General features: G+C 55.5%; 18 protein-coding genes. 9 read left to right on the forward strand and 9 right to left on the reverse strand.

Annotated elements, in window-relative coordinates:
* Positions 1-20 precede the first annotated feature (20 nt).
* From gluQRS to panD, 6 genes are all read left to right on the forward strand, one after another.
* Positions 21-905, forward strand: a complete 885-nt coding sequence (gluQRS, locus tag ACG1VR_RS19065; protein ID WP_016534942.1) for a tRNA glutamyl-Q(34) synthetase GluQRS — start codon at positions 21-23, stop codon at positions 903-905.
* A 56-nt stretch (positions 906-961) separates the two neighbouring features.
* Entirely contained in the window at positions 962-2362 is a 1401-nt protein-coding gene (pcnB, locus tag ACG1VR_RS19070; RefSeq protein WP_209420416.1) for a polynucleotide adenylyltransferase PcnB, read from the forward strand.
* The gene (gene folK, locus ACG1VR_RS19075; RefSeq protein WP_016534939.1) at positions 2359-2838 is read left to right on the forward strand and encodes a 2-amino-4-hydroxy-6-hydroxymethyldihydropteridine diphosphokinase; all 480 of its coding nucleotides are present in this window, start codon (positions 2359-2361) and stop codon (positions 2836-2838) included. The genes pcnB and folK overlap by 4 nt, the downstream gene beginning before the upstream one ends.
* A 44-nt stretch (positions 2839-2882) precedes the next feature.
* Positions 2883-3677 (forward strand): 3-methyl-2-oxobutanoate hydroxymethyltransferase, encoded by a 795-nt coding sequence (panB, locus tag ACG1VR_RS19080; RefSeq protein WP_172568334.1) that lies wholly within the window; start codon positions 2883-2885, stop codon positions 3675-3677.
* A gap of 13 nt (positions 3678-3690) precedes the next feature.
* On the forward strand, positions 3691-4545 hold the full coding sequence (gene panC / locus ACG1VR_RS19085) for a pantoate--beta-alanine ligase (RefSeq protein WP_172568335.1): 855 nt from the start codon (positions 3691-3693) through the stop codon (positions 4543-4545).
* A 91-nt stretch (positions 4546-4636) separates the two neighbouring features.
* Positions 4637-5017: an aspartate 1-decarboxylase gene (panD, locus tag ACG1VR_RS19090; RefSeq protein ID WP_004387652.1), complete on the forward strand. Its 381-nt coding sequence runs from the start codon at positions 4637-4639 to the stop codon at positions 5015-5017.
* Between the two features lie 90 nt (positions 5018-5107).
* Here panD and ACG1VR_RS19095 read toward each other — a convergent pair whose 3' ends face one another.
* From ACG1VR_RS19095 to ACG1VR_RS19110, 4 genes are all read right to left on the reverse strand, one after another.
* Entirely contained in the window at positions 5108-6358 is a 1251-nt protein-coding gene (locus ACG1VR_RS19095) for a polysaccharide deacetylase family protein (protein ID WP_039897923.1), read from the reverse strand.
* Between the two features lie 93 nt (positions 6359-6451).
* Positions 6452-6883 (reverse strand): PTS galactosamine/N-acetylgalactosamine transporter subunit IIA, encoded by a 432-nt coding sequence (gene agaF, locus ACG1VR_RS19100; protein WP_395489563.1) that lies wholly within the window; start codon positions 6881-6883, stop codon positions 6452-6454.
* Between the two features lie 117 nt (positions 6884-7000).
* Entirely contained in the window at positions 7001-7771 is a 771-nt protein-coding gene (locus ACG1VR_RS19105; protein ID WP_395489564.1) for an ABC transporter permease, read from the reverse strand.
* The gene (locus ACG1VR_RS19110) at positions 7768-8694 is read right to left on the reverse strand and encodes an ABC transporter ATP-binding protein (protein ID WP_016534933.1); all 927 of its coding nucleotides are present in this window, start codon (positions 8692-8694) and stop codon (positions 7768-7770) included. Before ACG1VR_RS19110 ends, ACG1VR_RS19105 begins: the two co-directional genes overlap by 4 nt.
* 98 nt (positions 8695-8792) lie before the next feature.
* On the opposite strand from ACG1VR_RS19110, the gene can reads away from it, so the two are divergent.
* Positions 8793-9473 carry a carbonate dehydratase gene (gene can / locus ACG1VR_RS19115; protein ID WP_039897921.1) on the forward strand — a complete coding sequence of 227 codons (681 nt, stop codon included), beginning with the start codon at positions 8793-8795 and terminating at the stop codon, positions 9471-9473.
* A gap of 61 nt (positions 9474-9534) precedes the next feature.
* Here can and hpt read toward each other — a convergent pair whose 3' ends face one another.
* On the reverse strand, positions 9535-10071 hold the full coding sequence (hpt, locus tag ACG1VR_RS19120) for a hypoxanthine phosphoribosyltransferase (protein ID WP_016534930.1): 537 nt from the start codon (positions 10069-10071) through the stop codon (positions 9535-9537).
* Positions 10072-10255: 184 nt separating this feature from the next.
* Positions 10256-10810, reverse strand: a complete 555-nt coding sequence (locus ACG1VR_RS19125) for a YceI family protein (protein ID WP_395489565.1) — start codon at positions 10808-10810, stop codon at positions 10256-10258.
* A gap of 317 nt (positions 10811-11127) precedes the next feature.
* Here ACG1VR_RS19125 and ACG1VR_RS19130 point away from each other — a divergent pair, with 317 nt between their 5' ends.
* Entirely contained in the window at positions 11128-13518 is a 2391-nt protein-coding gene (locus tag ACG1VR_RS19130) for a glucose/quinate/shikimate family membrane-bound PQQ-dependent dehydrogenase (protein WP_167344785.1), read from the forward strand.
* A 36-nt stretch (positions 13519-13554) separates the two neighbouring features.
* Here ACG1VR_RS19130 and cueO read toward each other — a convergent pair whose 3' ends face one another.
* Positions 13555-15108 carry a multicopper oxidase CueO gene (gene cueO / locus ACG1VR_RS19135; RefSeq protein WP_395489566.1) on the reverse strand — a complete coding sequence of 518 codons (1554 nt, stop codon included), beginning with the start codon at positions 15106-15108 and terminating at the stop codon, positions 13555-13557.
* Positions 15109-15252: 144 nt separating this feature from the next.
* Between cueO and ACG1VR_RS19140 the strand changes: the two genes are divergently transcribed.
* Positions 15253-15600, forward strand: coding sequence for a YacC family pilotin-like protein (locus tag ACG1VR_RS19140; RefSeq protein ID WP_016534925.1), 348 nt, complete (start codon positions 15253-15255; stop codon positions 15598-15600).
* A 57-nt stretch (positions 15601-15657) separates the two neighbouring features.
* Here the strand turns inward: ACG1VR_RS19140 and yacL are convergent, their stop codons facing one another.
* Positions 15658-16020: a protein YacL gene (gene yacL, locus ACG1VR_RS19145; RefSeq protein ID WP_039897918.1), complete on the reverse strand. Its 363-nt coding sequence runs from the start codon at positions 16018-16020 to the stop codon at positions 15658-15660.
* A gap of 213 nt (positions 16021-16233) precedes the next feature.
* Entirely contained in the window at positions 16234-18831 is a 2598-nt protein-coding gene (gene acnB, locus ACG1VR_RS19150) for a bifunctional aconitate hydratase 2/2-methylisocitrate dehydratase (RefSeq protein WP_115586300.1), read from the reverse strand.
* Positions 18832-19060: the final 229 nt, after the last annotated feature.

Consider the following 19060-nt stretch of genomic DNA (forward strand, 5'->3'; position numbering starts at 1 on the left):
CTTTATAGCCCCCCGAAAACATGCCTTCTCAACACTACATTGGCCGCTTTGCCCCCTCACCTTCCGGGGAGCTGCATTTTGGTTCGCTGATTGCCGCTCTCGGCAGCTACCTTCAGGCACGCGCTAAGCAGGGCCTCTGGCTGGTTCGCATTGAAGATATCGATCCGCCTCGTGAAGTCCCGGGCGCAGCCACCACGATCCTGAAACAGCTTGAGCATTACGGCCTGCACTGGGACGGCGAAGTGTTGTGGCAGTCTCAGCGCCACGAGGCCTACCGCGAAGCGCTGGCGTGGTTAAAACAGCGCGGCCTGAGCTATTACTGCACCTGCACCCGCAGCCGCATTCAGCACATTGGCGGCTATTACGACGGCCACTGCCGTACTTTGAATAACGGTCCGCAAAACGCCGCAATGCGACTGGTACAGCAAAATCCGGTGCTGAGCTTCCAGGACGGGCTGAGAGGATTACTGACCGCCGACGCCGCTTTGGCCCGCGAAGATTTTATCATTCATCGCCGCGACGGCCTGTTCGCCTATAATCTTGCTGTAGTGGTGGATGACCATTTTCAGGGCGTGACGGAGATTGTACGCGGGGCGGACTTAATTGAGCCGACGGTAAGACAAATATCGCTGTATCAACAGCTTGGCTGGCCGGTGCCGCACTATATTCACCTGCCGCTGGCGCTTAATCAGCAAGGTGCCAAGCTGTCGAAGCAGAATCATGCTCCGGCTTTACCGCAGGGCGATCCGCGCCCGGTGCTGGTTGAAGCATTGCGTTTTTTAAATCAACAAGTAGCGGCCGACTGGCAGAGCCTTAAGCTGGAAGCGCTGCTTGAACAGGCCGTGGTTAACTGGTCACTCGATAGCGTGCCGATGAATACATTATTCTCAAATGCGCCGCACTGAGCTATGATTAGCCGCTGTTTTTTTTGTCCCTATGATTGACACTGCCGAGGTGGACTATTTTTACCCGAGTCGCTAATTTTTGCCGCAAGGTGCTTAACCGCGATGACGTCGTGGTCGAGGAGAGTGAAGCTCTCCCGCACATTACTGTTATTCCGCGCGATCAGCACGCTATTTCCCGCAAAGATATCAGTGAAAATGCCCTCAAGGTGCTCTACCGTTTGAACAAAGCAGGCTACGAGGCCTATCTCGTTGGCGGCGGCGTCCGCGACCTGCTGCTGGGCAAAAAACCAAAAGATTTTGACGTCACCACCAGCGCTACGCCGGATCAGGTTCGTAAACTGTTCCGCAACTGCCGCCTGGTTGGCCGCCGCTTCCGTCTTGCTCACGTGATGTTTGGGCCGGAAATCATCGAAGTCGCGACCTTCCGTGGTCACCACGAAGAACAGGCGTCCTCCGACCGCCAGACTTCCCAGCGCGGCCAGAACGGCATGCTGCTTCGCGACAACATCTTTGGTTCCATCGAAGAAGATGCCCAGCGCCGTGACTTTACCATCAACAGCCTTTACTACAGCGTGGCCGACTTCTCGGTACGAGATTATGTTGGCGGCCTGAACGATCTGAATAACGGCATCATCCGCCTGATTGGCGACCCGGAAACGCGTTACCGCGAAGATCCGGTTCGTATGCTGCGCGCGGTGCGCTTTGCCGCCAAACTGAACATGTCGATTAGCCCGGAGACCGGCGAGCCTATTCCACGCCTGGCGACCCTGCTTAACGATGTGCCTCCGGCGCGTCTGTTCGAAGAATCACTCAAATTGTTGCAGGCGGGCTATGGGTTTGAAACCTACCGTCTGCTGCGTGAATATCAGCTGTTCCAGCCGCTGTTCCCGATTATCACCCGCTACTTTACCGAGCAGGGCGACAGCCCGATGGAACTGATCATCGCTCAGGTACTGAAGAACACCGACAACCGCATTCATAACGATATGCGCGTGAATCCGGCGTTCCTGTTCGCGGCGATGTTCTGGTATCCGCAGCTGGAGATGGCGCAAAAGATTGCCCAGGAAAGCGGCCTCGCCTATTACGATGCCTTCGCGCTGGCGATGAATGACGTGCTGGATGAAGCCTGCCGTGCGCTGGCGATTCCGAAACGCATCACTACCCTGGTGCGTGATATCTGGGGCCTACAGCTGCGCCTGTCGCGCCGCCAGGGTAAACGCGCCTGGAAGCTGATGGAGCATCCTAAGTTCCGCGCCTCTTACGACCTGCTGGCCCTGCGCGCCGAAGTGGAAAACAACCACGAGCTCCAGCGCCTGACCAAATGGTGGGGCGAGTTCCAGGTTGCCGCTCCGCCGATGCAGAAAGATATGCTCAACGATCTTGGCGATGAGCCAGCCGCCCGCCGCCGCACCCGCCGTCCGCGCAAGCGTGCGCCGCGCCGCGAAGGCAGTGCATGACCCTCGCGTATATCGCTCTGGGCAGTAATCAGGCGTCGCCGCTGGAGCAAGTCTCTTCCGCGCTCGACGCCCTCGCCGCCATTCCGCACAGCCGGGTGGTGGCGACCTCTTCGTTTTATCGCACCCCGCCTCTGGGCCCACAGGATCAGCCGGATTATCTGAACGCTGCCGTGGTGCTGGAAACCGATTTGCCGGCCGAAGCTTTGCTCGACCAGACTCAGCGTATTGAGCTGGAGCACGGGCGCGTGCGCAAAGAGGAACGCTGGGGGCCGCGTACTTTAGATCTCGATATTATGCTGTTCGGCAGCGAGGTGATTCATACCGAGCGCCTGACCGTGCCACACTACGATATGAAGAACCGCGCATTTATGCTGGTTCCTTTACTGGAAATAGCGCCAGACTGCCGTTTTCCTGACGGCCAGGCTGTTGCTGAGATACTGGCTAACCTCTCCCGGGAGGGTATTACCCGCTGGTAACCGGCGCGCCCGTATCCTGTTCAAACCTTTCTCCGGGGATGATGATGAAACCCACTACCACCTCCACCCTGCGCAAGCTCAAGCAGGACAAAAAGAAATTCGCCACCCTTACCGCCTATGACTTTAGCTTTGCCAAACTGTTTGCTGACGAAGGCGTCGGCGTGCTGCTGGTGGGCGACTCGCTGGGCATGACGGTACAGGGAAATGATTCCACGCTGCCGGTCACGGTCGAAGAGATTGCCTACCACACCCGCGCGGTTCGCCGCGGTGCGCCAAATTGCCTGCTGCTGGCAGACCTGCCTTTCATGGCTTATGCCACGCCTGAACAGGCCTTTGCCAACTCGGCTGAAGTGATGCGCGCCGGTGCTAATATGGTAAAAATCGAAGGCGGACGCTGGCTTGCTGAGACGGTGAAAATGCTGACCGAACGAGCGGTGCCGGTTTGCGGGCACCTGGGCCTGACGCCGCAGTCGGTGAATATCTTTGGCGGCTATAAGGTTCAGGGGCGAGACGAGCAGGCAGCGACGACGCTGCTGGACGATGCCCTGGCGCTGGAAGCCGCCGGCGCGCAGCTGCTGGTTCTGGAGTGCGTGCCGGTCGAACTGGCAAAACGCGTTACCGAAGCGCTTGGCATTCCGGTCATCGGTATCGGCGCGGGCAACGTCACGGACGGGCAAATTCTGGTCATGCATGATGCCTTCGGAATCACCGGCGGCCATATTCCTAAATTTGCGAAAAACTTCCTGGCCGGGACGGGTGATATCCGCGCCGCAGTGCGCCAGTACATTAGCGAAGTCGAGTCCGGCAGCTATCCGGGCAACGAACACAGTTTTTACTGACAGGAGAAGGGTTGTGCTGATTATCGAAACCGTACCGCTGCTGCGTCAGCAGATTCGCCGCTGGCGCCAGGAAGGAAAGCGCATTGCGCTGGTGCCCACTATGGGCAATCTGCACGATGGGCATATGACGCTGGTTGAAGAAGCAAAAGCCGCTGCCGATGTGGTGGTTGTAAGCATTTTCGTCAACCCGATGCAGTTTGACAGGCCCGACGATTTAGCTCGCTACCCGCGCACCCTGCAGGAAGACTGCGAGAAGCTCAACCGCCGCAAGGTCGATATGGTGTTCGCTCCGGCTCCGGCGGATGTTTACCCGCAGGGGCTTGATAGCCAAACCTTCGTTGACGTGCCGGGCATTTCCACCATGCTGGAAGGCGCCAGCCGTCCGGGTCACTTCCGCGGCGTATCTACCATCGTCAGCAAGCTGTTTAACCTGGTGCAGCCGGATGTTGCCTGCTTTGGCCAGAAGGATTACCAGCAGCTGGCGCTTATCCGCAAAATGGTGGCCGATATGGGCTACGACATCGAGATTATCGGCGTGCCAACGGTGCGGGCGAAAGACGGGCTGGCCCTTAGCTCCCGCAATGGCTATCTGAGCGCGGAGCAGCGCAAAATTGCGCCGGGGTTGAGCAAAGTGATGAACGGCCTGGCCGACAAGCTGCGCAGCGGCGAACGGGATTGCGAAGAGATGCTTATCCTCGCGGCGGCCGAGCTAAATGAAAAAGGCTTCCGCTCGGACGACCTGCAAATCCGCGATGCGGACACGCTGCTGGAGCTGTCTGAAGAGAGCAAACGCGCGGTTATCCTGATGGCGGCGTGGCTCGGCCAGGCGCGACTGATTGATAACGTTACCGTTGATTTGGCGCAGTAGACAGCCCAAATAAAAAGGGCAATACTGCCTCGAATATTCACAGCGTCGATGAATTCGGCGCTTTTTTAGCCCAGAGACAAAGGTTCAAGCTATGATTCGCACTATGCTGCAAGGCAAGTTACACCGCGTCAAAGTGACTCAGGCGGACTTGCACTACGAAGGCTCCTGCGCCATCGATCAGGACTTCCTTGAGGCGGCAGGCATTCTGGAATACGAAGCCATCGATATTTACAACGTCACCAACGGTAAGCGCTTTTCTACCTACGCTATTGCCGGTGAGCGCGGGTCTAAAATCATCTCCGTTAACGGCGCTGCGGCACACTGCGCGGACGTTGGCGATATTTTAATTATCGCAAGCTACGTGACGATGCCGGACGAGCAGGCTCGTAGCTGGCAGCCGAAGGTAGCCTATTTTGACGGTGATAATGAGATGAAACGTCTCGCGAAAGCCGTACCGGTGCAGGTAGCGTAACAACTACCTCTCACCCTAACCCTCTCCCCGTGTGGGAGAGGGGATCGAACAAACCCATCTTAGATAACGCGTTACGAAACCAGGGTCCGCTTACGACTCAGGCTGATTGGTAATCGTCCTCGACATCGTCTCCAGCGAATCCGTCCTCATAATATAAAGCCGCTTCAACAGGAACGGATTATCTCCCGGCTTCACCTTGCCGCGCACCGTCGTCACCGCCATATGGAAACCAGCGTCATTAGCCGCTTTGACCGCGGTATCGTTATAGCCGCCAAACGGGTACGAGAGATAAAGCACATGCGGATTAAATTGCGAGAGCGCGCGGCGCGAGTGCTCAAAATCAAACAGGATGTTGTGGTAGCTGCGGCTTAGCAGGATTGGGCGGCGGTAGTTATCCACCCGGTGCAGGAAGTGGGTGTGCGACTGGATATCAAACACGCTTTGAATCGCTTCCAGCTCTGAGATACTCATAAATTGCAGAGATTTAGCGTTCCACGGCTGCGGGTGGCGCTTAATACGCGACGAGATGATGTAAGCCGTAGCCTTAAAGCCATACTGCTTCAGGATAGGATACGCGTAGCGATAAACCGACTTCAGCCCGTCATCGAAGGTAATAACCACGGCGCGAGCAGGAAGGTTCATTCGGTTACGCACATAGCCTTCCAGCTGATACATCGTCAGCGTGGTGTAGCCCATATCACGCAGCCAGGTCATCTGATTACTGAAAGCAACCACCGAAGTCGTGGTAGACGTGTGGCGGAAGCGGGTATTTTCTTCGTCACGCAGAATATGATGATAAGTCAGCACCGGAATACCGTTGTCCGGCTGAGCATCCAGGCTGCTGATATAGCCAAGCCGGTTGCCGATGCGGATCTGGAACCAGGTCTGGTTTAATCGGTCTTTTAACTTGCTGAGCACCGGGTAGCGAAGGTTATCCGCCAGGGTGCCAAACGGCGTGCTGGAAGTGGATGGCTCGCTGTAAACCACCACATCACGGAAGGTAATCAGGTTCTGATTACTGAGCGGCTTATTCAGGTCGCCCAGCCGGTCTTCCACCCGCTGCTTGCCTTTGACCGGCGCGAGATGCGCTTTGTCGATAAACCCTGTGCCAAAGCCAAAATTAAATTCGTAGTAATCCGCCACCGTGGGCACCACGGCCAGAATCTGCCCTTCCTCAATTCTGCCTACGGAAATAACGCTGTCGCCAACCTGTGCCCAGATATCGGCCCCTTCGGTGGTTTGCATATATTGGGCAGGCGTAGCATGGCTGCTAAGCAGGCTGGCCCGGGCGGTAGAGATGCTGATGACCAGCATCACGCAATAAACGAGGCGAGTTAACATGGCGAATTTATTAGTCTTTGTGTCGTGAAGACGGAAGGAAGGCGTTATTTTAGCAAAAGATGCGTGAATACCAACCGGAATAAGCCAATCCCCTTAAAACGGGTGGAGCAATACAAACGGCGGGTTCTTTTGCTGCTGGTGCCAGAGGCTGGTTATCGCCTCCTCGCCCTGGTCAACGATCAGCAGGCGAAATGCCTCGCTGGACAGGGACTCCCGCTGTTCACGCATGGCGCATAGCAGCGGCAGGTTTACGCCGGAGATCACCTCGCAGTGCTCATGCTTATGGCTGAGCAAGGCGGCGGTGCGGTAAGGCGCTTCGCCGGTAATATCCGTAAGGAAGATAACGCCGTCTCCTGAGTCGCAATGATAAAGCGCATCGCACATCATGCGGCTCAGCATATTGGTGCTCATCCCTTTCCAGAAATTTACCGCGCAGCACTGCGGCTGCGGGCCAAAGCGCTTTTCCATTGCATCCAGCATCTTCTGGGCATAATCGTCGTGCCCGGCAATCACCCAACCCAGCATAAGGCGTCTCCTGTTAACCGGGCGATAGTGTGCCAGAAAGCTGAAAAAATAGCCTGATGCGTATCAATTTGGGGTGAGAAACCCCTCCCCTTTTGGGGAGGGTTGAGGAACCTGGTATTAGGTACGCAGGCCGCGTCCGCGCTGGATGAGATACCAGCACAGCAGATAAAACGCCGCGATGAAGATGATCAGCACGCCAACGGTGGTCGCCAGAGGTACGTCGCTAATCCCGAGGAAACCAAAGCGGAAGCCGCTAATCATGTAGACAATCGGGTTCAGGTGCGACAACCCCTGCCAGAACGGCGGCAGCAGCGTCAGGGAGTAGAACACTCCGCCCAGATAAGTGAGCGGCGTCAGCACGAAGGTTGGGATCAGGCTGATGTCATCAAAGGTTTTGGCAAATACCGCGTTCAGCAAGCCAGCCAGCGAGAACAGCACCGCCGTCAGTACCAGCGTCAGCGCCACGAACAGCCACGAATGGACCTGGAACGGAACGAAGAACAGCGAAACCGCCGTGACCAGAATGCCCACGCACAGGCCGCGGGCAACGCCGCCGCCGACATAGCCCGCGATGATGACATGCGTCGGCACCGGCGCAACCAGCAGTTCTTCGATATTGCGCTGGAACTTAGCGCTAAAGAACGAAGAGGCCACGTTAGCGTAGGCATTGGTGATAACCGCCATCATAATCAGGCCCGGAACGATAAACTGCATATAGGTGAAGCCGTGCATTTCGCCGATGCGGGAGCCAATCAGGTTACCGAAGATAATGAAGTACAGAGTCATGGTGATGACCGGCGGAACCAGGGTCTGGATCCAAATTCGGGCAAAGCGATGGACTTCTTTGGTCCAGATGCTTTTCAGCGCCACCCAGTAAAGCTGCATCATGACGCATCCCCTTGTTTACCGTTTACCAGCGTCACAAAGAGCTCTTCGAGACGGTTGGCCTTGTTACGCATACTTTGTACCTGTATTCCCTGAGCGCTAAGCTGGCTGAAGACGCTATTAATGCCCTGCTCGCGCAGGACTTCAACTTCGAGCGTTGAGGTGTCCACCAGGCGGTACTGGTAGCCGTCCAGCTTCGGCAGCGGGCTTTTTGGTGCCAGGTCGAGGATAAAGGTTTCCGACTTCAGCTTGGAAAGCAGCGACTTCATGGAGGTATTTTCCACCAGCTCGCCGCGCTGGATAATGCCGATGTTGCGGCACAGCATTTCGGCTTCTTCCAGATAATGCGTGGTGAGGATAATCGTAGTGCCCTTGTCGTTGAGATCTTTGAGGAAGCCCCACATTGAACGGCGCAGTTCGATGTCCACGCCGGCTGTTGGTTCATCAAGGATCAGCAGCTTCGGCTCGTGCATCAGCGCGCGGGCTATCATCAGACGGCGCTTCATCCCGCCGGATAACATGCGCGCGCGTTCGTTGCGTTTTTCCCACAGATCGAGCTGTTTTAAATACTTTTCGCTGCGAGCGATAGCTTCATTACGCTCAACGCCGTAGTAGCCAGCCTGATGTACAACTATCTGCTGTACCGTCTCAAACGGGTTAAAGTTAAATTCCTGCGGCACCAGCCCGAGCTGGCGCTTGGCGTTGACCACGTCCTTTTGCAGGTCATAGCCAAATACGCGAACCCGACCGGAGGTTTTATTCACCAGAGAACTAATAATGCCGATGGTGGTAGATTTACCGGCGCCGTTTGGGCCGAGTAACGCATAAAAGTCTCCGGCCTCAACACGAAGATCTATACCGCGCAGCGCCTGAACGCCGCCGGGATAGGTTTTCGTTAACTGTTCCAGTTCCAATGCAATTGTCATGGATATTCACTTACCTTTATTCGGTACTTGTTTAAAAAGTCGTTGAGTTACCCTATATTACCTCAACGCACTTCTCGGGTTACAGGCGTTAACCGCACATGAAAGATATTGATTCCCTTATCAGCAATAATGAACTTTGGTCCAAAATGCTGGTTGAGGAAGACCCGGGTTTCTTCGAAAGACTCTCCCAGGCACAAAAACCCCGTTTCCTCTGGATCGGCTGCTCCGATAGCCGTGTCCCGGCGGAACGCCTTACCGGCCTCGAACCGGGCGAGCTGTTTGTACATCGTAATGTCGCCAACCTGGTGGTCCACACGGACCTGAACTGCCTCTCGGTTGTTCAGTACGCGGTAGACGTCCTTGAGGTTGAGCACATCATTATTTGCGGCCATTACGGCTGCGGCGGCGTACAGGCTGCGGTAGAAAACCCGGAGCTTGGCCTGATCAACAACTGGCTGCTGCACATTCGCGATCTGTGGTTCAAGCATAGTTCGCTACTGGGGGAACTGGCACCGGAACAGCGTATGGATACGCTCTGTGAACTGAACGTCATGGAGCAGGTGTACAACATCGGCCACTCAACCATCATGCAATCCGCGTGGAAACGAGGCCAGAAGGTCACGGTTCACGGCTGGGTTTACGGTATCCACGACGGCCGCCTGCGTGACCTCGAAGTCACGGCCACCAGCCGCGAGTCGCTGGAGCAGGGTTACCGTAGCGGGATATCCAATCTAAAAAATACCCACCATAGCCACCGCAATCGCTCAGCTTTGCAGTAATTACGCAAAAAGTGGATAGCAAAAAGGGCCTTTAAAGGCCCTTTTCATTATTCAGCGGAGATTACTCACCCAGCGGCACGACTTTGCCAACGTACGGCAGGTGACGATAGCGCTGCGCGTAGTCGATGCCGTAGCCGACCACGAATTCATCCGGAATAGAGAAACCAACGTACTCAACGGTAACGTTCACTTCACGGCGGGTTGGTTTGTCCAGCAGCGTACAAATGGCCAGAGATTTTGGCTCACGCAGGCTGAGGATTTCACGCACTTTGCTCAGCGTGTTGCCGGAGTCGATGATGTCTTCCACGATAAGCACATCTTTACCGCGAATGTCTTCATCGAGATCTTTGAGGATTTTCACATCGCGCGTGGTGGACATGCCGCTGCCGTAGCTGGAAGCAGTCATAAAATCGACTTCATGGGACACCTGAACTTCACGGCACAGGTCTGCCATAAACATAAATGAACCGCGCAGCAGCCCGACCAGCACCATATCACTGCCGCTGTCGCGATAGTGTTCGGTAATCTGACGACCCAGCTCGGCGACACGGGCTTTGATCTCCGCTTCCGGGATCATCACTTCAACAGTATGTTTCATAAAAAATACAACCAACCGTTTTAAAACAACAAAGACCAATCAACCGGTGCAGGGCGAATAAAGCCTGCTGCACCCGCTGATACACATTAGTTTGTACAAACGCGCAGTACCACATCGAGGGCGGTAGTATATCAGCCAGCTATCTTCACGGCACCCCAATAACGCCAGGCCTTTTAATTCGACACTATAGCGGGGCAGCCTGAAGCGTTATGGCGATGGCAATTCGGTCATCCACTACCGCAGCAAAGCTCGTCATATTAAACGCAGAGCGCGAAATCGCGGTCGTGGCATGCAGTACCCATTCATTCTCTTGCGGGGCTTCCAGCACGGCTTCAAGAATCACCGGCTGCCGGATGTTTTTAACCGTCAAAGAACCAAAGATCCTGTAGTGATGATTTCCCAGGCCGACCACTCTGTCACTGATAAAGACCATCGTGGGATAGCGCGCCGCATCAAAAAACATATCGCTTTTAAGCTGCCATGTGAGAAGAGAATTAGAGGCTATAAGAGGGGAAACGGGAATGCTGACGTTAATCTTGTCGTTGAATTCGTTGTTCTGGTCCAATTTTATCTGGCCGGTTACACCCTTGATATCCGCCGAGGACTGCATACCGCCGAAGGCACGCCAGGACATATTGATATCGGTGTCTTGCGCAACGATTTTGTAATCGACCGGCCGGGCGCTCGCCAGCGGGCTTATGAGCAGCAGAGCAGATAAGAGAGGACCGAGCCTGGACATAATGGCAACTCCTTAACACAGGTAAAGAGTTAACGTTTCAGGGAGCCAATCTATTCGATTGTAGAGGTAAAAAAGAAGAGGATCGAAAAGCACAGAGCTCGCCAGCTTCAAAGAGACCACCGTGAGAGGTAACAATCTGATTCAAAAAGAATAAAAAAATACTTTCGCTTCTTATAGCGGCAGTAAATATCGAGATAACCCGGATACCCCTCCACTCTTTTCTCTTCCACAGAGCAAAAAAGCCATAAATGTGACGACCATCACACTTGTTAATAACTATAATTAAATGCTATCAAACCTTTATGAGTGTGATAATTGTGAAAATAAATAAAACCGGATCGCAACTATTTGTGACCCTCTCAGCCCTTTTTGCCGTACTGTGCGGGCTATATTTACTCTTTGGCGGAATATGGTTAGTGGCTATCGGTGGGTCCTGGTACTACCCGATTGCCGGACTGGTAATGCTTGGCGTTGCCTGGCTCCTGTGGAAAAGCAAGGCTGCCGCCCTGTGGCTTTATGCCGCGCTGCTGTTGTGCACCATGGCATGGGGCGTGTGGGAAGTCGGCTTCGACTTCTGGGCCTTGACCCCCCGCTGTGACGTCCTGGTGTTCTTTGGCGTCTGGCTGCTGTTGCCGTTCGTCTACCGTCGCCTGGCCGTTCCGGCTGCCGGTGCGGCAGCATCGCTGGTTGTGGCCCTGCTGATTAGCGCCGTGGTGCTGGTCTGGGCGGGCTTTAACGATCCTCAGGAAATCAACGGCACGCTGCAGCTGGATAACACACCGGCGGCCGCCACCTCGACGATTCCTGATGCCGACTGGCCTGCCTATGGGCGAAACCAGGAAGGCCAGCGCTTCTCGCCTCTAAAGCAGATTAACGACAAAAACGTCGGCCAGCTGAAGGAAGCCTGGCGCTTCCAGACCGGCGACGTGAAGCGCGCTACTGACCCGGGTGAAATCACCAACGAAGTCACCCCGATCAAAGTTCGCGACATGCTTTACCTGTGTACCGCGCATCAGCAGCTGTTCGCGCTGGATGCTGCCACGGGGAAAGAGAAGTGGAAATTTGACCCTCAGCTGAATACCGACCCGTCGTTCCAGCACGTGACCTGCCGTGGGGTTTCCTACCACGAGGCAACGGCCGATAACGCCAGCCCGGACGTGGTATCCGACTGTCCGCGTCGTATCATCCTGCCGGTTAACGATGGCCGTCTGTTTGCCATCAACGCCGATAACGGCAAGCTTTGTGAAAGCTTCGCCAATAAAGGCATTCTGAATCTGCAAACCAACCAGCCGGTCACCACCCCGGGGATGTATGAGCCAACTTCACCGCCAATCATCACCGATAAAGTGATTGTGATTGCCGGGGCGGTAACGGACAACTTCTCCACCCGTGAACCTTCTGGCGTGATCCGCGGTTTCGACGTTAACAGCGGCAAGCTGCTGTGGGCGTTCGATCCGGGCGCTAAAGATCCGAACGCAATTCCTGATGATGGACATCATTACACCCTGAACTCCCCGAACTCGTGGGCGCCTGCGGCTTATGATGCAAAGCTGGATCTGGTTTATCTCCCGATGGGCGTAACCACTCCGGATATCTGGGGCGGCAACCGCACGCCTGAGCAGGAACGCTATGCCAGCAGCATCGTTGCCCTGAACGCGACAACCGGCAAGCTGGCCTGGTCCTATCAGACCGTGCATCACGATCTTTGGGATATGGATATGCCAGCCCAGCCGACGCTTGCGGACATTACCGACAAGAGCGGCAACCGGGTTCCGGTTATCTACGCTCCGGCTAAAACCGGCAATATCTTTGTGCTGGACAGACGTGACGGCAAGCTGGTTGTACCTGCTCCGGAAAAACCGGTGCCGCAGGGCGCAGCCAAAGGCGACCATGTTTCCCCTACTCAACCGTTCTCCGAGCTGACCTTCCGGCCGAAGAAAGATTTGAGCGGCGCGGATATGTGGGGCGCAACCATGTTCGACCAGCTGGTTTGCCGCGTGATGTTCCACAGCATGCGCTATGAGGGCATCTTCACGCCGCCTTCTGAAAAAGGGACGCTGGTGTTCCCGGGCAACCTTGGGATGTTCGAATGGGGCGGTATTTCGGTCGACCCGAATAACCAGGTGGCAATGACCAACCCGATGGCGCTGCCGTTCGTTTCCAAACTGATCCCTCGCGGACCGGGCAACCCGATGGAGCCGCCAAAAGACGCGAAAGGGTCTGGCACAGAGTCCGGCGTTCAGCCTCAGTACGGCGTGCCGTATGGCGTAACCCTGAACCCGTTCTTGTCTCCGCTGGGCCTGCCGTGTAAGCAACCGGCCTGGGGCTACATCTCGGGCGTTGATCTGAAAACCAACGAAATCGTGTGGAAAAAACGCATCGGCACCGTTGAGGACAGCATGCCGTTCCCGACCGGGATCCCGATGAAGTTCCGTATGGGGATGCCAATGCTGGGTGGCCCTATCTCCACCGCCGGTAACGTCATGTTTATTGGCGCAACCGCAGACAACTACCTACGTGCGTTTGATATGCGCGATGGTAAACAACTGTGGGAAGCCCGCCTGCCTGCGGGTGGCCAGGCAACGCCGATGACTTATGAAGTGAACGGTAAGCAGTATGTGGTGATTTCCGCCGGGGGCCATGGCTCCTTCGGAACAAAGATGGGTGATTACATTGTGGCGTACGCTCTGCCGGACGACGCGAAGTAATATCAATGCGGGTGGCAATAGCCACCCGCTCTTCTTTTACGCTACGGTAAAGCCGAGCATCATTCCGGTATCTTCATGCTCCAGCAGATGGCAGTGCGCCATATAGGCCGCCTCTCTGGACGCTTCGTGATCGAACTTCACCAGTACTTCGCTGCGAGCGCCTTCTACCCTCACTGTATCCTTCCAGCCCTGACGATGTGCCGCCACCGGCTTGCCGTTTTCCGACAGAATGCGGAACTGCGTACCGTGGATGTGGAACGGGTGCAGCATCATGTCGCCTTCACCTGAGATGGTCCACTTCTCGTATTTCCCCTTTTGCGCCGCAAATGCCGGGGTGTTCATATCAAAAGCCTTACCGTTAATCTTGTTGGCGTTATGGAAGTCAAAACCGTGCTTCATGTTCCCCATGTTGCCGTGGCCCATATGACCCATATTGCCATGGCCGCCCATTTCCATTCCGGCCATCGCCTGCATGCCGTATTTGTCCATTAACGCCTGCATGCCCATCATGTCCAGCATCGGGTCCATCATCAGTTGCAGCCAGCGCTCGGTGAGACCTTCCAGCGACGGCAGAGCAGGCACGCTGACTAATTTATCCGGCAGCTCGCCGGATGCTGCGATAATCAACGGCTGAATGCGCACCACCGGAACAGGTTTATCAAACGGCGCAACCGTCATGCCCATTTGCTTAACCGGCAGGGTGAGGATATCAAAAGCTTTACCGTCACTGGTATCCACCAGCACTTCAAAACGCTCGCCCATCAGCAGTTCAAGCTCGGTGACTTTTACCGGTTCGGCAAGCAGCCCGCCGTCGCTGGCGATGACATAAAGCGGGCGATTATCGCTGGCGGCAATATTCAGCGAGCGAGCGTTACAGCCGTTAAGTAAACGCAGGCGCAGCCACCCTTTCGGATTGGTGTGCTGAGGGTAAACCGCACCGTTACACAGCAGCGTATCGCCAAACCAGCCTACGGCGGCGCTCATCATGTCCAGCTGGTAGTCGATTTGCCCGTCTGCGCCAAAGCGTTTGTCCTGAATGACTAATGGCACATCGTCGATGCCCCATTGCTTAGGCAGCATTAACTGGCCGCTTTCGCTGTCTTCTATCAATACCAGCCCCGCCAGGCCCATCGCCACCTGATACCCGGTTTTGCCATGTTGATGAGGATGGAACCAGCAGGTTGCCGCGCGCTGCTGAGGAGCAAAAGTCACGCTGCGCTTCCCACCGGCGGCAATAACGCCCTGCGGGCCGCCATCAACATCACCGGCAACTTCCAGCCCGTGCCAGTGAACGGTAGTTTCTTCCGCCAGGCGATTATTAATCTCCACCGTCACCGCGTCACCCTGCTTCAGCTTTAATGCCGGGCCGAGCAGCGAGCCGTTGTAACCCCATGTGGTGGCGATTTTGCTGCCAAACGTGGTCTGCCCTGCATTTACCGTCAAGCGGATGCTATTTTTGGCATCAGGGGCGAGCAAAGGAGGGATCGGCAGTGCCGGACGATCGGCCGCAAATGCAGCCCGGCTCCACAGAGGCAGCGCGCTGAAAGCCCCCAGGGCCGCGGAATATTTGAGAAAATTACGGCGATGCATAATCAGTTCCTTGAGTGGGCATACATAGGCGCGAGCATAAACCTTTCCCCAACGGTAAGGTCAAGTTTTAAGCTCATAATAAATCTCGTCGGCGTCCATTTAACTGTGTTAACGTTTCGTATCTGAGAAAAAGTGGTAGACGTGATGAAGATGGGAGTTAGGGCGTTATTACTGGGCGTATTGCTGGCTTTTTCTACCAGCAGCCTGGCGCTAAGCGAGTCTGAAGCAGAAGATATGGCCGATCTGACTGCGGTATTTGTGTTTCTGAAAAATGATTGTGGCTACCAGAATCTCCCTAACGGCCAGATACGTCGTGCTCTGGTATTTTTTGCCCAGCAAAATCAATGGGATTTAACCAATTACGATAGCTGGAACATGAAAGCGCTCGGCGAAGATAGTTATAAAGACCTGAGCGGAATTGCCCTCCCTACAGCAACAAAATGCAAATCACTGGCGCGGGACTCTCTCAGCCTCCTCGCCTACGTGAAGTAGCCCGTACCTCGCTTTGCTGAACATTGACCGTGTCGCCACGGTCAATGCCGACTTTACTCAGCGCTGCTGCAAAAATTCCCGGTAGGCATTCGCCACCTGTAGAAAATCCTCCACGCCGCAGAAAGAGAGGCTCTCTTCGTCGTAGTAGCTCATGCCTTCTTCTATCTCATCACCGGATATTTCCAGCTGATTGGCGCGAATAATCACCTCTTCTTCGTCCAGCCACAGGGTATATTCATGCCCCGCACGCTGCCACTGGCGCTCGCTGCCCTTGACCGAAAGCAAAGCCTGTTCGACCTCATCGAGTATCGTCAGGTCGCCTTTCACTTCCTCGTTAAACCAGTGGCCGACGACTTCGTGGCCCATCGACATGCGTACCTTAACCAGCCCGGTAACATCCCGCAGAAATTCGTAATCCATGATTGTTTCCTCTACATCGCGGGGGAAATCCTCACCCACGCTTATAGGTTCAATTATCGCAGCAAAGTCGGGGGAAAACAGAGGGAAGAGTAGAAGGACGAGAAATAAAAAGGAGAGAGCGGGACCCTGCGGTCTGGTGCCCTCACCCCGTCCCTCTCCCACAGGAGAGGGTGCAAACACTAAAAACCGTCTCTTCAGAGACGGTTTTGCAGTTTATACGGCGGTCTGGAAGATAACGCCGTCGGCTTTCTCGGTGTACTGGCTGAGCTGGTCAAAGTTCAGGTAGCGATAAGTATCTACCGCGGTTTTATCAACCTGAGCCATGAAGGTCTGATACTCATCCGGCGTCGGCAGTTTGCCCAGCAGGGAAGCAACCGCCGCCAGCTCTGCAGACGCCAGGAAGACGTTCGCCCCGGTGCCCAGACGGTTCGGGAAGTTACGGGTTGAGGTAGAAACTACCGTTGCCCCATCGGCTACGCGCGCCTGGTTGCCCATACACAGGGAACACCCAGGGATTTCGATACGCGCCCCGCTCTTACCAAACACGCTGTAATAACCTTCTTCGGTCAGCTGCGCCGCATCCATACGGGTTGGCGGAGCCACCCACAGGCGGGTTGGCAGCTGGCCTTTGTGGCTATCCAGCAGCTTACCGGCAGCACGGAAGTGACCGATGTTGGTCATGCAGGAGCCGATAAACACTTCATCGATCTTCTCACCGGCAACGTCGGACAGCAGGCGGGCATCGTCCGGATCGTTTGGCGCACAAAGGATCGGCTCTTTGATGTCCTGAAGATCGATTTCGATAACCGCAGCATATTCTGCGTCAGCATCCGCTTCCATCAGTTGCGGATCGGCCAGCCATTTTTCCATGCCCTGGATACGGCGCTCCAGCGTGCGGCGGTCGCCGTAGCCTTCGGCAATCATCCACTTCAGCAGCACGATGTTGGAGTTCAGGTACTCTTCAATTGGCTCACGATCCAGCTTGATGGTGCAGCCCGCAGCGGAACGCTCTGCGGAAGCATCGGTCAACTCAAACGCCTGCTCTACTTTCAGCGTTGGCAGGCCTTCGATTTCCAGGATGCGGCCGGAGAAGATGTTTTTCTTACCTTTCTTCTCAACGGTCAGCAGACCCTGCTTAATCGCATACAGCGGGATGGCGTGAACTAAATCGCGCAGGGTAATGCCCGGCTGCATTTTGCCTTTGAAGCGAACCAGCACCGACTCAGGCATATCCAGCGGCATAACGCCGGTCGCAGCGGCAAAGGCCACCAGACCAGAACCCGCAGGGAAAGAAATGCCGATAGGGAAACGGGTATGGGAGTCGCCGCCGGTGCCAACGGTATCCGGCAGCAGCATACGGTTCAGCCAGGAGTGGATTACGCCATCGCCCGGACGCAGCGAAACGCCGCCGCGGTTCATGATGAAGTCAGGCAGCGTGTGGTGAGTGGTCACGTCAACCGGCTTCGGATAGGCCGCAGTGTGGCAGAAGGACTGCATGACCAGGTCGGCGGAGAAGCCGAGGCACGCCAGGTCTTTCAGCTCATCACGCGTCATTGGGCCGGTGGTGTCCTGGGAGCCAACCGAGGTCATCTTAGGCTCGCAGTAGGCGCCCGGACGAATACCTTCTACGCCGCAGGCGCGGCCAACCATTTTCTGCGCCAGAGAGTAGCCACGGCTGCTTTCAGCCACATCTTTCGCCTGAACAAAGACTTCGCTGTGCGGCAGATTCAGCGCTTCGCGGGCCTTGGTTGTCAGGCCACGGCCGATGATCAGCGGAATACGGCCGCCGGCGCGTACTTCATCCAGCAGCACTTCGGTTTTCAGCTCGAAGTTAGCAATAACGGCGTTAGTCTCGTGGTTGCGCACTTCGCCTTTGTACGGGTAAATGTCGATAACATCGCCCATATTCAGGTTATTTACGTCAACTTCGATTGGCAGCGCACCGGCATCTTCCATGGTGTTAAAGAAGATTGGCGCAATTTTACCGCCCAGCACCACGCCGCCGCCGCGTTTGTTCGGCACGTTCGGGATGTCGTCGCCCATGAACCACAGCACCGAGTTGGTGGCGGACTTACGGGAAGAGCCGGTGCCCACTACGTCGCCAACATAGGCCAGCGGGAACCCTTTTTTATTCAGGGCTTCAATCTGTTTGATTGGGCCAACGGCACCGGCCTGATCCGGCTCAATGCCTTCGCGGGCGTTTTTCAGCATCGCCAGGGCGTGCAGAGGGATGTCAGGGCGTGACCAGGCATCCGGCGCCGGAGACAGGTCATCGGTATTGGTTTCGCCGGTGACTTTAAATACGGTTACGGTGATTTTTTCCGCCAGCTTAGGACGTGACAGGAACCATTCGGCTTCGGCCCACGACTTGATAACCTGCTGCGCGTACTGATTACCGGCTTTTGCTTTCTCTTCCACGTCGTAGAAGTTGTCAAACATCAGCAGCGTATGGGACAGCGCTTTAGCGGCGATCGGTGCCAGCTTTTCGTTATCCAGCGCGTCAATCAGCGGGTGAATGTTGTAGCCACCCTGCATGGTGCCCAGCAGTTCAACGGCTTTTTCAGGGGAGATAAGCGGAGAGGTGGCATCGCCTTTGGCAATCGCGGCAAGGAAACCCGCTTTCACGTAGGCGGCTTCATCAACGCCCGGCGGTACGCGGTTAGTAATCAGATCTAACAGGAATTCTTCTTCACCCGCTGGTGGGGTTTTCAGCAGCTCAACCAGTGCGGCCATTTGGGTGGCATCTAAGGGTTTCGGAACAATCCCTTCTGCGGCACGTTCAGCTACGTGCTTACGGTATTCTTCTAGCACGACGGTTCTCCTCGCTCTCATTGTCATTTGGCGCTACCGGATCTCTCTCTTCACGCTCCTGTGAGACAGCAGTTTGTAGGGTAAATGCCCGGTACCGCGTCGGGCAGCATAGCAGGATTTTCAGGGGGTGTTAATCCGTTTACAAAAAAGCAACATTAAAACCTTGCTGAATCGTTAAGGGGGAATAGATTACTTTTTGATATGACGTTCAGGCAAAAAAAAACGGCCC

It is taken from the genome of Cedecea davisae (assembly GCF_044095835.1).
Classification (GTDB): Bacteria; Pseudomonadota; Gammaproteobacteria; order Enterobacterales; family Enterobacteriaceae; genus Cedecea; species Cedecea davisae.